The sequence below is a fragment of the Streptomyces sp. NPDC092369 genome, assembly GCF_044755245.1.
GTDB lineage: Bacteria > Actinomycetota > Actinomycetes > Streptomycetales > Streptomycetaceae > Streptomyces.
Genome location: NZ_JBIVQP010000002.1, coordinates 641,326 through 654,458 on the forward strand (window position 1 = coordinate 641,326; position 13,133 = coordinate 654,458).

At 71.8% G+C, this 13,133-nt stretch carries 13 protein-coding genes; 6 read left to right on the forward strand and 7 right to left on the reverse strand.

Annotated features, from left to right (window positions below; translation table 11 throughout):
- Nucleotides 1-78: 78 nt before the first annotated feature.
- The 4 genes from ACIQI8_RS12535 to ACIQI8_RS12550 form a co-directional block, all read right to left on the reverse strand.
- Nucleotides 79-723 carry a TetR/AcrR family transcriptional regulator gene (locus tag ACIQI8_RS12535; RefSeq protein ID WP_402348088.1) on the reverse strand — a complete coding sequence of 215 codons (645 nt, stop codon included), beginning with the start codon at nucleotides 721-723 and terminating at the stop codon, nucleotides 79-81.
- Nucleotides 724-750: 27 nt separating this feature from the next.
- A complete protein-coding gene (locus ACIQI8_RS12540; RefSeq protein ID WP_402348091.1) occupies nucleotides 751-1,752 on the reverse strand; it encodes a small ribosomal subunit Rsm22 family protein in 1,002 nt (333 codons plus the stop codon).
- A gap of 179 nt (nucleotides 1,753-1,931) precedes the next feature.
- Nucleotides 1,932-3,101, reverse strand: a complete 1,170-nt coding sequence (locus ACIQI8_RS12545; RefSeq protein ID WP_402350393.1) for a serine hydrolase domain-containing protein — start codon at nucleotides 3,099-3,101, stop codon at nucleotides 1,932-1,934.
- On the reverse strand, nucleotides 3,053-4,459 hold the full coding sequence (locus ACIQI8_RS12550) for a multidrug effflux MFS transporter (RefSeq protein ID WP_402348094.1): 1,407 nt from the start codon (nucleotides 4,457-4,459) through the stop codon (nucleotides 3,053-3,055). Before ACIQI8_RS12550 ends, ACIQI8_RS12545 begins: the two co-directional genes overlap by 49 nt.
- Before the next feature lie 105 nt (nucleotides 4,460-4,564).
- Here ACIQI8_RS12550 and ACIQI8_RS12555 point away from each other — a divergent pair, with 105 nt between their 5' ends.
- On the forward strand, nucleotides 4,565-5,563 hold the full coding sequence (locus tag ACIQI8_RS12555; protein ID WP_402348097.1) for a Gfo/Idh/MocA family protein: 999 nt from the start codon (nucleotides 4,565-4,567) through the stop codon (nucleotides 5,561-5,563).
- A gap of 248 nt (nucleotides 5,564-5,811) precedes the next feature.
- Nucleotides 5,812-6,585 carry an SDR family oxidoreductase gene (locus ACIQI8_RS12560; RefSeq protein WP_402348100.1) on the forward strand — a complete coding sequence of 258 codons (774 nt, stop codon included), beginning with the start codon at nucleotides 5,812-5,814 and terminating at the stop codon, nucleotides 6,583-6,585.
- A gap of 242 nt (nucleotides 6,586-6,827) precedes the next feature.
- On the opposite strand, the gene ACIQI8_RS12565 is transcribed toward ACIQI8_RS12560, so the two are convergent.
- Nucleotides 6,828-8,024 carry a D-alanyl-D-alanine carboxypeptidase family protein gene (locus ACIQI8_RS12565; protein WP_402348103.1) on the reverse strand — a complete coding sequence of 399 codons (1,197 nt, stop codon included), beginning with the start codon at nucleotides 8,022-8,024 and terminating at the stop codon, nucleotides 6,828-6,830.
- 200 nt (nucleotides 8,025-8,224) lie between these two features.
- Here ACIQI8_RS12565 and ACIQI8_RS12570 point away from each other — a divergent pair, with 200 nt between their 5' ends.
- Both ACIQI8_RS12570 and ACIQI8_RS12575 read left to right on the forward strand, forming a co-directional pair.
- Entirely contained in the window at nucleotides 8,225-9,673 is a 1,449-nt protein-coding gene (locus ACIQI8_RS12570) for an ABC transporter permease (RefSeq protein WP_402348105.1), read from the forward strand.
- Nucleotides 9,674-9,759: 86 nt separating this feature from the next.
- Nucleotides 9,760-10,557, forward strand: a complete 798-nt coding sequence (locus tag ACIQI8_RS12575; protein WP_402348108.1) for an ABC transporter ATP-binding protein — start codon at nucleotides 9,760-9,762, stop codon at nucleotides 10,555-10,557.
- Between the two features lie 46 nt (nucleotides 10,558-10,603).
- On the opposite strand, the gene ACIQI8_RS12580 is transcribed toward ACIQI8_RS12575, so the two are convergent.
- Nucleotides 10,604-11,599, reverse strand: coding sequence for an aldo/keto reductase (locus ACIQI8_RS12580; protein ID WP_402348111.1), 996 nt, complete (start codon nucleotides 11,597-11,599; stop codon nucleotides 10,604-10,606).
- Nucleotides 11,600-11,659: 60 nt separating this feature from the next.
- The gene (locus ACIQI8_RS12585; protein ID WP_402348114.1) at nucleotides 11,660-11,986 is read right to left on the reverse strand and encodes a nuclear transport factor 2 family protein; all 327 of its coding nucleotides are present in this window, start codon (nucleotides 11,984-11,986) and stop codon (nucleotides 11,660-11,662) included.
- 144 nt (nucleotides 11,987-12,130) lie between these two features.
- On the opposite strand from ACIQI8_RS12585, the gene ACIQI8_RS12590 reads away from it, so the two are divergent.
- Nucleotides 12,131-12,709 (forward strand): DoxX family protein, encoded by a 579-nt coding sequence (locus ACIQI8_RS12590; protein ID WP_402348117.1) that lies wholly within the window; start codon nucleotides 12,131-12,133, stop codon nucleotides 12,707-12,709.
- A 22-nt stretch (nucleotides 12,710-12,731) separates the two neighbouring features.
- Nucleotides 12,732-13,097, forward strand: a complete 366-nt coding sequence (locus ACIQI8_RS12595; protein ID WP_402348120.1) for a MazG-like family protein — start codon at nucleotides 12,732-12,734, stop codon at nucleotides 13,095-13,097.
- The last annotated feature ends 36 nt before the right edge of the window (nucleotides 13,098-13,133 follow it).

The window sequence follows — 13,133 nt, forward strand, 5'->3', positions numbered from 1 at the left end:
CATCGTCCTGCGCTCCGGGGGGTGCAGAGCCGACATCTGGGGTGGTCCCGACACCATGGCGCCTGTCGGCACCGGGTGTCACCTGGGCGCGAGACCGTTGAGCGCGTAGTCGACGAGGGTGTCCGTGTACGCGTACGAGATCGGTCCCGTGTGCTGGAGCCAGCGCTGGGCGAGCGGGGAGACGAACAGTTCCAGGGCGATCCGGGGGTCCACGTCCGCGCGTACCCCGCCCGCGTCCTGGGCCGAGCGCAACCGGTCGACGTAGAGCTGGAGTTGGGGCTCCAGGAGCTTGGCCACGAACTCGCGGCCGAGCTGCTCGTTGACGAGGCCCTCGGCGGCCAGCGCGCGGGACGGCGCCTCGAAGGCGGGGTCGAGCAGTTCGTCGACCGTGGCCCGCAGCACGGCCTTGAGGTCGGCGGCGAGGTCTCCGGTGTCGGGGATGCGGTACGGCTCGTGTCCGGCGTCCCGCGCCGCCCGCTCGCCCATGTCGATGAACGCCTCCAGCAGCACGTCCGCCTTCGACGGCCACCAGCGGTAGATGGTCTGCTTGCCCACACCGGCCCGCGCGGCGATGCCCTCGACGGTGGTCTTCGCGTAGCCGACCTCCGCGACGAGGGCGAGCGCGGCGTCGTGGATCGCCCGCCGGGACCTGTCGCTGCGGCGGGTGGCGTCGGGGGTGGCGCGGTCGGGAGCGGCGCGGTCGGGAGTGGGCTTCTTGACCATGGGTTGACGGTACCGGCCCGGTGGTTTCTACGGCTGTGCGGTGGGCGGCGGCCAGGTGTCGCCCCAGTCCGCGTCCCGGGCCGCCTTGTACAGGTCGCCGTGGCGTTTGGTGACCGTCGTGCGGCGCAGCTGTTCGTCGGGCTCGCACAGGTCGAGGAGGACCTGGCCCTTGCGGATCTGGGGTCGGCGGATGACCCGGGCCGGCGCGGGCGCCTGGGCGGGCTCGAAGCGGGTCGCCGCCACGTAGCTGAACTTCTCGTCCTCGTACGGCAGTGAGCCGCCCTTGACCTTGCGGTGCAGGGAGGAGCGGCTGACCCGCGCCGAGAAGTGGCACCAGTCCGTGCCGGGGGTGATCGGGCAGGGGGCGTTGTGCGGGCAGGGGGCGGCGATGTGGAAGCCCGCCGCGATGAGGCGGGTGCGGGCCTCGATCACTCGGGCGTAGCCGGCGGGGGTGCCGGCCTCGACGATGACGACCGCTTGCGCGGCTGTCGCGGTGGCGTCGATCAGGGCGGTGCGGTCCTGTTCCGCCAGTTCGTTGAGAACGTAGGAGACCGTGACCAGGTCGGTGGGGGCGAGGGTGAGGGACTTGCCGATGCGGGCCTTCTGCCAAGTCGCTTCGCGCAGGGGTGGGTTGGTGGCGGCGAGTTCCTTGCCCAGCGCGAGGGCGGGCTCGGCCCAGTCGAGGACGGTTACCTCGCGGGGGCCGGGCCAGGTGGCGGAGACGGCCCAGGTGGCGGCTCCTGTGCCACCGCCTACGTCTGTGTGGGTGGTGGGGGTCCAGTCCGGGGTGGCCGCGGCGAGTTCTTCGAGGGCTGTGTGGGCTGCTTCGAAGGTGGCGGGCATGCGGTAGGCGGCGTAGGCGGCCACGTCCGCCCGGTCGCGGAGGATGGGGGTGTGGGTGGGGGTGGTGCCCCGGTAGGTGGAGATGAGGCGGTCCACTGCTTGGGACGCCTGCTTGGGCGGGAGGCCGTCGAGGAGGGTGGCGAGTCTGCTGCGCAGGGCTTCCGCGGGGGGTACGGGGGCGTTCACTCCCCGATTCTAATCTCGCCCCCGCCGCCCCTACCCGTCCCATCCCCAGGGGGCGCTGCCCCCTTCGACCCCCGTCCGGGGGCCAGCCCCCGGGCCCCCGCTCCTCAAACGCCTGAGGGGCTGGATTGAGCCGGACCGGCGCCTGCATGCGCAGCCTCGAACACTGGGCGCGCTGAAATTCACCTCACCGCCCTTGCCATCCTCGTCGCCAGTCGGGCCCTCGGAGCGTTGTCCGGGGGGCGGCGCCTCGGGTGGACCGTGTTGGCCAGGAGGACCACGAACGTGTCCGTCTCTCGGTCCAGGACCAGGGACGTGCCCGTGAAGCCCGTGTGGCCCGCCGCGCCCTGGCCCGACAACTCGCCCATGAACCACGGTTGGTCGAGGGCGAAGCCGAGGCCCGGTGGGGTGAAGAGGAGTTCGACCAGGTCCGGGCCGAGGATGCGGGCCGGGCCGTAGGAGCCGCCCGCCAGGAGGGTGCGGGCGAAGATCGCCAGGTCTCGGGCCGTGGAGAAGAGGCCCGCGTGGCCTGCTACTCCGCCGAGGGACCACGCGTTCTCGTCGTGGACCACTCCTCGGAGCATCCCCCGGTCCGCCTTGGCCCAGGGGCGGCGTTGGTCCTCCGTCGCCGCGGCACCCGGGCAGGGGCCGAAGGCCGTCGACGTCATGCCCAGGGGGCGGGTGATGCCTTCGTGGACGAGGACGTCCAGGGTGCGGCCCGTGATGCGTTCCAGGACGTACTGGAGGAGGAGCAGGTTGAGGTCGGAGTAGGTGTAGGTGCCGGGGACTCCCACCGGGGGTTCCGCTTGGAGGAGAGCCAGGCGTTCCTCGTCGTTCTCGCAGTCGTAGAGCGGGAGTTCGGGGCGCAGGCCCGACGTGTGGGTGAGGAGTTCGCGGATCGTGATGCCGTGTCTGGCCGCCGCGCGGAAGTCCGGGAGGTAGTCGCCGACGCGCGCGTCGACGCCGAGCGTGCCGCGTTCGATCTGCTGGACGGCGGCGACCGAGGTGAAGAGTTTGGTCAGGGACGCGAGGTCGAAGGGGGTGTCCACCGTCGCCGGGACGCGGGAGCTCCTCGGCAGTTCGACGCCCTTGTCCTTCTCCGGGTCGTAGGACTTGTAGCGGACCGCCCAGCCCGCCGCCTCCGCCACCGCGATCACCGGACCGCGGCCGGCGACCACGACCGCGCCCGCCGCCCAGGGGCGGTCCCCGGCGGTGAGGTCGTGGACCTCCTGGGCGAGCAGACGGAGTTCCTCGGGGTCGAGGCCGGCACGTTCCGGTGTGTCGTCGCGCAGTCTCGGTGCGCTCAGCTCCCTGCTCCCTCCAGGCTCGTACGTTTGTTCCAGGGACGGCAGATTCCCATGAAGCAGGCCAGTGCCACCAGTGCGGCCGCCAGTTGGACGACGGCCATCGGGACGGCCGTGTGCTCCCCGGCGATCCCGACGAGGGGCGAGGCGACCGCGCCTATCAGGAAGGACGACGTTCCGAGCAGCGCGGATGCGGAACCCGCCGCCTTTCTCGTGCGCATCAGGGCGAGCGCCTGGGCGTTGGGCAGTGTCACCCCCATGGCCGACATCAGGACGAACAGGGCCGCGGCGACCGGAACCAGCCCGACCTCGCCGAGCGCACCCGTCGACATGAGCAGCAGTGCGACCGCGGCGGCGATCACGACGAGCAGGCCGGCGCTCAGCACCTTCTCCAGGGCGACCCGGCCGACCAGCACCTTGCCGTTGATCTGGCCGACGATCACCAGGCCGACCGAGTTCAGGCCGAACAGCAGGCTGAACGTCTGCGGGGAGGCGCCGTAGATCTCCTGGATCACGAACGGCGAGGCCGAGATGTACGCGAACAGCGCGGCGAAGGAGAAGCCGCCGGTGAGCATGTAGCCGGTGAAGGGCAGGTCGGCGAGCAGGCGGCGCATCGAGTGCAGGGCCTCGCCCACCCCGCCGCTGTGGCGCTCGGCGGGCGCGAGGGTCTCGGGCAGCCTCGTCCACACGAGCGCCGTCAGCAGCGCGCCGACCGCCGTCAGGACCACGAACACGCCCCGCCAGTCCGTCACCCGCAGGATCTGGCCGCCGATCAGCGGCGCGACGATCGGGGCGACCCCGGAGATCAGCATGAGCGTGGAGAAGAAGCGGGCCATCGCCATGCCGTCGTACAGGTCGCGGACCACCGCACGGGCGATGACGATCCCGGCCGCGCCCGCCAGCCCCTGCGCGAGGCGGAAGGCGACCAGGGCCTCGACGGTCGGCGCGAGGGCGCACAGGACGGTGGCGACGACGTAGACCACCAGGCCCGTCAGCAGCGGGCGGCGGCGGCCCCAGCGGTCGCTCATCGGGCCGACCACCAGCTGTCCCAGCGCCATGCCGAGCAGACAGGCGGTGAGCGTGAGCTGGACGGTCGCCGCGGGCGCGTGCAGGGAGCGGGTGACCTCCGGGAGCGAGGGGAGGTACATGTCCATCGCGAGCGGGGGTGTGGCGGTGAGGCCGCCCAGGAGGACGGTGACGAGGATGCCGGTGCGGCGGGTGGCCGGGGCGGACGCGGATGCGGGGGCGGCCGGGGCGGGTGCGGGGGCGGCCGGTTCTCCGGTGGGTTCGGCCGCGGATTCCGTCTCCGGCTCGGCGCGCTGCTCCGCGTTCTGTCCCCCGCTCTGCTCCGCGCCCTGTCCCACGCCCGGGTCCAGGCGCGGTCTCGGCGCCCCCTGCTCGGGCATGTGCCCCTCCCTCTTCGAGTGATTCGACACCTATGCTCTCAGCTCGTACACAGTGCCGAGGGTCACGTGAGCGACCGAGGGGCACCTGAGCGAGGGCGGCGCGAGATGGCGGCGGAGAACGTGCGGTGGGGAATTCTGGCGACCGGTGGGATCGCCGCCGCGTTCACGGCGGATCTGGTCGATCTGCCGGATGCCGAGGTGGTCGCGGTGGCCTCGCGGACCGAGGCGTCGGCGAAGGCGTTCGCGGAGCGGTTCGGGATCGAGCGGGCCTACGGCGACTGGGGCGCCCTCGCCGCGGACGAGGACATCGATGTCGTGTACGTCGCCACCCCGCACTCGGCGCACCGGGTGGCCGCGGGGCTGTGCCTGGAGGCCGGGCGGAACGTGCTGGTCGAGAAGGCGTTCACGCTCACCGCGGGCGAGGCCGAGGAGTTGGTCGCCCTTGCGCGGGGGCGCGGGAGCTTCCTGATGGAGGCCATGTGGATGTACTGCAACCCGATGATCCGGCGGCTCAAGGCGCTGGTCGACGACGGCGCGATCGGTGAAGTGCGGACCGTGCAGGCGGACTTCGGGCTCGCCGGGCCCTTCCCTCCCTCGCACCGGCTGCGCGACCCGGAGCAGGGCGGCGGCTCGCTGCTCGACCTCGGGGTGTACCCGGTGTCGTTCGCGCAGCTGCTGCTCGGGGAGCCGTCGGACGTGGTGGCGAGAGCGGTGCTCTCCGACGAGGGCGTCGATCTCCAGACCGGAGCGCTGCTCAACTGGGAGAGCGGGGCTCTCGCTTCGGTGCACTGCTCCATCGTCGGCGGTCTGGCCACCTCGGCCTCCGTCACCGGCTCGCTGGGCCGCATCGACGTCCCGGACGGCTTCTTCTTCCCGAACAGCTTCGTCCTGCATCGCGACGGACGTGACCCGCAGGAGTTCACCGCCGACCCGGCCGACGGCCCGCGCAACAGCCTCCGGCACGAGGCCCGCGAGGTCATGCGCGCACTGCGGGCCGGCGAGACCGAGTCCCCTCTCGTCCCGCTCGACGGCACGCTCGCCGTGATGCGGACGCTGGACGCGATCCGGGAGCGGATCGGGGTGCGGTACCCGAACGAGGCGTGATCCCGGCGCCACCCGGGCGGGACGCGACCTCGCGGCACCCGGGCGGGAGGTGACCTCGCGGCACCCCGGGCCGGACGTGACCTCGCGACAGCCGGGCCGGGCGTGACCCCGCCGTACCCGGGCTGGACGTGACCTCGCCGCACCCGGGCCGGGCGTGACCCCGCCGCACCCGGGCCGGGCGTGAGCTCGCGTGATCCGGCCGCGCCGGGCTTCATCCGGCTTCGCCCGGTTCCCTAGGCTGCGGTCCCATGGATGCTGAGCAATCGAAGACCGCCGTACCGAAAGTCGCCGTGGTGACCGGCGCCGGTTCCGGGATCGGGCGGGCCGTCGCCGTCGAGCTGGCGCACGCCGGCTGGTCCGTCGCGCTGGCCGGCCGGCGCGCCGAGACGCTGGAGGAGACGGCCGCGCTCGTGCCCGACGGCGCCGCCGTCGTCGTACGCACCGATGTCTCTCAACCGGCCGACGTGGACGCGCTGTTCGGGGCGACCGTGGAGCAGTTCGGGCGGGTGGATCTGCTGTTCAACAACGCGGGGACGTTCGGTCCGGGCGGGGTGCCGGTGGAGGAGCTGCCGTACGAGGCCTGGCGGCACGTGGTGGACACCAACCTCAACGGGGCGTTCCTGTGCGCGCAGGCGGCCTACCGGCGGATGAAGGAGCAGAAGCCGCAGGGCGGGCGGATCATCAACAACGGATCCATCTCAGCCCATACGCCCCGGCCGTTGTCGGTGGCGTACACGGCGACCAAGCACGCGCTGACCGGCCTCACCAAGTCGCTGTCGCTGGACGGGCGGCCGTACCGGATCGCGGTCGGGCAGATCGACATCGGCAACGCGGCGAGCGCCATGACGGCGGGGATGCAGACCGGCGCGTTGCAGGCGAACGGTGAGATCGCGCCCGAGCCCGTGATGGACGTGGCCGACGTCGCGCGCACCGTGCGGCACATGGCGGAGCTGCCGTTGGAGGCGAACGTGCAGTTCGCGACCGTACTGGCGACGACGATGCCGTACGTCGGCCGCGGCTGAGAGCGTCCGTCGCGCCCCAACTCCCCAACTTGCACAAGCGGAATTTGACCGTCCGTACTATTGCGGCCGGTGGCGGGCTTATGCTCAACTCTCCTACACAAGAGCTTCACACTTGGGGCACGGGGCTTCCGCAGACCAAAACCGAGGGGGGAGGCGGCAGCCGTTCCAGGGCATCGCGTGGGGGTGGACCTCATGTGGGACCGTGAGGTACGCACCGGTGCGTGGAACGGCTGCCGCGAGACTTAGTCGGCGCGGTCCGCCCTGTTCGCCTTCGCCGCCCCCTCAACTCCCGTTGCCCCGGCCGCCCTTCGCCCGCGCAGCGCCCACGCTCCGCCCGCCAGCAGTGCGACCGCGCCGCCCGCGCCGGCCAGCGTCCCCCACGGCGAGGACCCGCCGTCCGCCGCCGAGCCCGGCGCCCCGGCCGCCGCCCGGGCCGACTTCCCGCCCGGTGTCCCGACCGCCTTCGTCCCGCCCTCGCTGAGCGGATCGACCAGTGTGCCCAGCGCCCGGGCCGAACTCCCTTTCCCGAAGCCCCAGTCGAGCAGCGCGGCCGTCTCCTCGTAGACGGCGTTGTAGCCGCTCCTGGGGTGCATCACCGTCACCAGCAGGGTCCGGCCGCCGCGGGTGGCCGCGCCGGTGAAGGTGTTGCCCGCGTTGCTCGTGTAACCGTTCTTGACCCCGATCAGACCGTCGTACGCCTTCACCCCGTACGTGCCCGTGAGCAGGCGGTCGGTGTTCTGGATCTGGAAGGTCTTCTTGCCGCCGGCCGGGAAGTCGGCGGTCCTGGTGGCGCAGTACGCGCGGAAGTCGGCGTCCTTCAGGCCGTGCCGGGCGAAGAGCGTGAGGTCGTAGGCGGACGACAACTGGCCCTTGTGGTCGAAGCCGTCGGGGCTGACCACATGGGTGTCCAGTCCCTGCAGATCCACCGCCCTGGCCTGCATCTCGGCGACCGTCCTGGCGACCCCGCCGTTCATGTGGGCGAGCACGTGCACGGCGTCGTTGCCCGAGCGCAGGAAGACGCCCTGCCACAACTGCTCGACGGTGTACGTGATGCCGGGCTTGACGCCGACCAGGCTGGAGCCGGACGGGATGCCGGCCAGGTCCGCGTCGGTCACCCGGTACCGCTCGGTCCGCTCGAACTTCCTCAGCACCGTGTCGGCGAACAGCATCTTCAGCGTGGACGCGGGCGCGAGCCGCCGGTGCGGGTCGCGGGCGGCGAGCACCTCTCCGCTGTCGTGATCGGCGACGAGCCAGGCGGCCGCGGTCAGCTTGGCCGTGAGCGCCTCGGGCAGACCTGTGCCCTGAATTCCGGGGCGGGCCAGCCGCGCACCGCCGACAACCGTCGAGGCGTGCGCGTCGGTCGCCGTGGCGAGCGGAATGGCGGCGGCCGCACAAAGGCCCAGAGCGGCCCGTCGGGTGAGCGGGGAGGAAGCGTGCATCCGGGGACCGTACACCGCACCCAACAGGGGTTTCCTGGCAGTGGACCCTCTACAGGATAAGAATTTCCTGTCTTATGCAAATTTGAATCCCCACCCCGCTTTCTCAGCCCTGACACATCCTTTACTCAGCCTGGCTCAAAGGTTTCTCCATACCTTGTGGCAGCGCCCACAGCGGGCGCCAAGAACCTTTGGGGAACGGGATGTTTGGCATCTATCTCAAGCGCGAACTGGGCCGGAGAAAGAAAGCGGCTCTGGTCATCGCTCTGGGTCTGGCGCTCGGAATCGCTCTGGTCATCACCGTCAACTCGGTGTCGGCCGGCATGACGCAGGCGCAGGACAAGGTCCTGAAGTCTCTCTACGGCCTCGGCACGGACATGACCGTGACCAAGGCGCAGTCCGCCCCCACCAGCGGCAGCTCCGGGGGCCCGAGGTTCAACTTCGACGCCAAGTCGAGCAGCAGCAGCACGCAGAGCTCCGACCGGGTCAACACACAGGGCGGTCAGGTCCTCGCGTCCTCCCTGGTCACCAAGGTCGCGGCGCAGAAGGGGGTTTCGGACGCGGTCGGCGCGCTCACCCTGAACGTCACCAAGGTCGACGGCTCCTTCACCCAGGGCAAGGCGCAGTCCTCCGGCTCCTCCCAGCAGGGCGGCCCCGGCGGCGGCAGCGGCAGCACCGCCCAGCCCAAGGTGCAGGGCGGCGGCGCCTCCTTCGACGTCAACTCCTACTCGGTGGCGGGCATCGACGTCACCAACCAGGACCTCGGCCCGCTCGCCACGTCGAAGATCACCTCGGGCACGACCTTCACCGCCGCGCAGACCGATTCCAAGGTCGCGGTGGTCAGCAAGTCCTACGCCAAGGAGAAGAAGTACAAGGTCGGTTCGACCTTCAAGATCTCCGGCACCAAGTTCACGGTCATCGGCATCGCGACTCCCGACAGCTCCGAGTCCACCACCGACGTCTTCCTGCCGCTGAAGCAGGCGCAGACGCTGGGCGACTCGAAGAACAAGGTCACCACGATCTACGTCAAGGCGACCGACTCGAAGCAGATCTCGACCGTCAAGTCGACGATCCAGAAGAACATCTCGGGTACGACGGTCACCACCTCCGCCGACCTCGCGTCCACCGTCTCCGGCTCGCTTTCCACCGCGTCGGACCTCGCGACCAGCGTCGGCAAGTGGCTCTCGATCGCGGTGCTGGTGGCGGCCTTCCTGGTGGCCGCGCTGCTGACCTCCTCGGCGGTCTCCCGCCGGGTGCGCGAGTTCGGCACGCTGAAGGCGCTGGGCTGGCCGAGCCGCAAGGTGACCCGGCAGGTGGTCGGCGAGTCCATGGTCAACGGCCTGATCGGCGGCGGCCTCGGCATCGCGCTGGGTCTGGCGGCGGCCTACACGGTCACCGCGATCAGCCCGAAGCTGACCGCGCAGCTCGGCTCCACCGGCGGTGGCGGCCAGGGCGGCGGCCCCGGTGGCGGCGGCCCCGGCCGCCAGTCCACGGCCAGCACGATGGAGATCGCCCTGTCGGCCCCCGTCTCCCTGACCACCATCGCCCTCGCAGTGGGCCTGGCGGTCACCGGCGGTCTGATCGCCGGCGCCATGGGCGGCTGGCGCGCCTCCCGCATGCGCCCGGCGGACGCCCTGCGCAGCGTCTCGTAACACCCCCCGTGCTGGGGCGCCGCCACCGTTCCCCCCGGGCGGCGGCGCCCCGCCCCCTTCCTCCTGCCACACCTCCTGGAGTTCCCATGTACAGACTCACCGGCGTCACCAAGCGGTACACGCGCGGCAAGGAGACCGTCGAGGCGCTGCGCGGCATCAACCTGACCATCGAGGACGGCGACCAGCTCGTCATCCAGGGCCCGACCGGCGGCGGCAAGTCCACCCTGCTGCAGATGATCGGCGGCCTGGACCGGCCGACCGAGGGCAGCGTGGAGCTGGACGGCGTCGACCTCGCGCGCGTCAGCGAGGCGAAGCTGACCCGGCTGCGCGCCGAGAAGGTCGGCATCATCTTCCAGTCGTTCAACCTCATCCCGACCCTGACCGCGCAGGAGAACGTCGAGACGGCCCTGGTGCCGCTCGGCGTGAAGCCCGCCGAGCGGCGCGAGCGGGCGGCCGAGGCGCTGGCCTCGGTCGGCCTCGGCGACCGCCTGCGGCACGCCCCCGCCGAGCTCTCCGGCGGCCAGCAGCAGCGCGTCGCGATCGCCCGCGCGCTGGTGAAGAAGCCGAAGGTGCTGCTCGCCGACGAGCCCACCGGCAACCTCGACGAGGGCACCCGCGACGACATCATGGGCCTGCTGGAGGGCCTGTGGCACGAGTACGGCCTGACCTTCGTCATGGTCACCCACGACTCCTCCATCGCCCGCCGCGCCCCGCGCCTGGCGACCATCAAGGCCGGCCAGCTCACGCTCACGGAGCAGGGCGGGCAGTTCGCGCCGACCGCACAGCAACAGCCGTACGGGAACGAGCAGTTCGGCGATCAGAGCTACGGCGGTCAGCAGCCCGGCGATCAGCAGTACGCGCAGTACGGCAACCAGGGGTACTGACGACACCGCGCCCGGGGTTACCGAATGCCGTGCCCCCAGGGGCCGTTCACCGTCCGAGTATCCGGTCGATCTCGGCCAGCTGCCCGGCGGTGAGCGGCCCCTTCTCGATGGCGCCCGCGTTCTGCTCGGCCTGCTCGACCGACCGGAACCCGGGGATGGGGACCGTCTGCGGGCTGCGCGCCCAGATCCAGGCGAGGGCGCCCTGGGCGGGGGTGCGGCCCTCGCTGGTGAGGACGGACCGGAGGGCGTCCACGCGGGCGACCCAGTCCTCGTCGGCACCCGCGCCCTGCTTGAAGCCGGTCAGCCAGGCGGGCGGGGTGTTGCGGATGTCACCGGCTTCGAGGGTGCGTCCGGCACGCTGCTTTCCGGTCAGCAGACCCATGGCGAGGGGGCTGCGGTTGACGCTCGCGAGCCCGGACTCCTCGCACAGGGTGAGCATGTCGGGGGCGTCGTTCAGCACGTTGAGCGCGTGCTGCACGGCGGCGCAGTGCGGCCCCTCGGCGAACACCGCGGCCCGCGCCGGGTCGTCGGTGCTCCACGCGTACGACCGGATCAGCCCCTCACGCACGAACTCCTCGCAGGCGTCCCGGAGTCGGGCGGCACGGTCGGGATCGAGGTCGCTGAGGTGCAGCTGGTAGAGATCGACGTACTCGGTGCCGAGCCGCTCCAGCGAGGCGGTCAGGGCGCGGCGGGCGTACTCCGGGGTGTCGTCGCTGCCGGTGAGCGTGCGGGTCTCCTCGTCGAAGACGTTGCCCCACTTGGTGGCGACCACGACGTCCTCGCGCCGCTTGCCGAGGGCGCGCCCGAGCACCCGCTCGCTGTGCCCGGCGCCGTAGGTGTCGGCGGTGTCGAAGAACGTCACGCCGAGGTCGAGGGCGCGACGGATCGCCCGTACGGACTCGTCGTCGTCGACCTTGCCCCAGCCGAGGGGCTGTCCGTCGGGATCCTGCCACTCTCCCCCGATGGCCCAGCAGCCGAAGCCGAGGGCGCTCACTTCGATACCGCTGCGGCCGAGTGTCCTGTTCGTCTTCGTCGTCTCCATGTGCACAGACGCTAGGAGTTGGAGCGCACACGAAGGCAAGTGGTATTACGGGTCCGGTCGTTACGCCTGGCCGGTCTCGAACCGCGAGATCCTGCCGTCGTCCTCGACCGTGAAGCTCCACCGGGTGCGCATCTCGCCCCAGGTGTCGTTGCGGTAGTTCGCGAGGAGCGCGCGGCCGCCCTGGGACTCGTTGTCGACGTCGAGGTGACCGTTGGAGGAGAAGATCTCCCGGTCGATCCACTCGTCGAGGTTCCGGTCGGAGCCGTCGTCCGCCATCGTCGCGCCGGGCGCGAGCAGCGCCACGAAGCCGTCCCGGTCATGGGCGTTGACGGCGGTGACGAAGGCCCGGACGGTCGGGTCGGTGAGTTTGGCTGGCTGAATCGTCATGCCAGCAGACTCACACCGCTCCCCCACGACCGCCACCCGAACGGCCGCGCGAACGGGCCTGCCGGGTGAGAGCGGTGCGACGGTGGGGACACGGGGAGGGAGACCCGTTCCTGCCGTTTCCTGCCGTCCGCACCGGGAGCCATCGTGACCTGCTACGACCGACGTGATCTGGGCCTGCTGCTGCTCCGGCTGGGCACGGGGGGTGTGCTGGCCGCGCACGGCGCGCAGAAGCTGTTCGGCTGGTTCGGGGGGCACGGGATCGAGGGGACCGGCCAGTTCATGGAGTCCGTGGGCTACGCACCCGGCCGGGCCAGCGCCACGGCGGCGGGCCTCGCGGAGGCGGGCGGCGGCACGCTGCTGGCCCTGGGCCTGGCCACCCCGGCGGCGGGCGCCGCGGCGGCCGGGGCGATGGCGGGGGCGGCCGCGGTGCACACCCCGAACGGCTTCTTCGCCGCGGGCGGCGGCTACGAGTACGCGGCGAGCCTGGGCCTGACCGCGGCCGGCCTCGCCGTCACGGGCCCGGGCCGCCTCTCCCTCGACCACGCCCTCGGCCACGCGGTGAACCGCGGCTGGATGGTCCCGGTGGCGCTGGGGGTGACCGCGGCGGTGACGGCGGTGGTCGTGGGGGCCCGGAACCAGCGCCTGCGGAGAGTGGTGGACGAGGAAGAGGGGGAGGACTGGGAGGAGGGAGCGGGGGCGCAGGAGGTGTTGTTCGACCGGTGAACCTGCGTGACAGGCTCACCGTATGAGCGATCAGGACCTTCCCACCCCGCCGGCCGGCGCCCCCGTCGACCTCTGGGCCGCCATCGACGACCTGTGGACCTGGTTGGAGGCGAACCGTCCGACCGGTGCCGAGGAGGGCATGCTGCTGCGCATGCTCAAGCTGTCGGAGGAGGTCGGTGAGGTCGCCGAGGCGGTGATCGGCGCGACCGGCCAGAACCCGCGCAAGGGCCTCACCCACACGTGGGACGACGTCCAGGCGGAACTGTGCGATGTCGTCATCACGGCCCTGGTCGCCCTGCGCACCCTGACCCCGGACACCCGCGAGGTCTTCGCACACCATCTGGCGCGGGTGAGGGCGCGGTCGCTGGGGGCGGACGGGACGTCATAGAGAGAGGGCACGAGTCCTGGACCGGACCAACACCCT

Bases quoted from the DNA above. Each gene is read 5' to 3' on its own strand.
- ACIQI8_RS12535 (WP_402348088.1), bottom strand. From the start codon at position 723: ATGGTCAAGAAGCCCACTCCCGACCGCGCCGCTCCCGACCGCGCCACC.
- ACIQI8_RS12550 (WP_402348094.1), bottom strand. From the start codon at position 4,459: ATGCCCGAGCAGGGGGCGCCGAGACCGCGCCTGGACCCGGGCGTGGGA.
- ACIQI8_RS12555 (WP_402348097.1), top strand. From the start codon at position 4,565: ATGGCGGCGGAGAACGTGCGGTGGGGAATTCTGGCGACCGGTGGGATC.
- ACIQI8_RS12560 (WP_402348100.1), top strand. From the start codon at position 5,812: ATGGATGCTGAGCAATCGAAGACCGCCGTACCGAAAGTCGCCGTGGTG.
- ACIQI8_RS12565 (WP_402348103.1), bottom strand. From the start codon at position 8,024: ATGCACGCTTCCTCCCCGCTCACCCGACGGGCCGCTCTGGGCCTTTGT.
- ACIQI8_RS12570 (WP_402348105.1), top strand. From the start codon at position 8,225: ATGTTTGGCATCTATCTCAAGCGCGAACTGGGCCGGAGAAAGAAAGCG.
- ACIQI8_RS12575 (WP_402348108.1), top strand. From the start codon at position 9,760: ATGTACAGACTCACCGGCGTCACCAAGCGGTACACGCGCGGCAAGGAG.
- ACIQI8_RS12580 (WP_402348111.1), bottom strand. From the start codon at position 11,599: ATGGAGACGACGAAGACGAACAGGACACTCGGCCGCAGCGGTATCGAA.
- ACIQI8_RS12585 (WP_402348114.1), bottom strand. From the start codon at position 11,986: ATGACGATTCAGCCAGCCAAACTCACCGACCCGACCGTCCGGGCCTTC.
- ACIQI8_RS12595 (WP_402348120.1), top strand. From the start codon at position 12,732: ATGAGCGATCAGGACCTTCCCACCCCGCCGGCCGGCGCCCCCGTCGAC.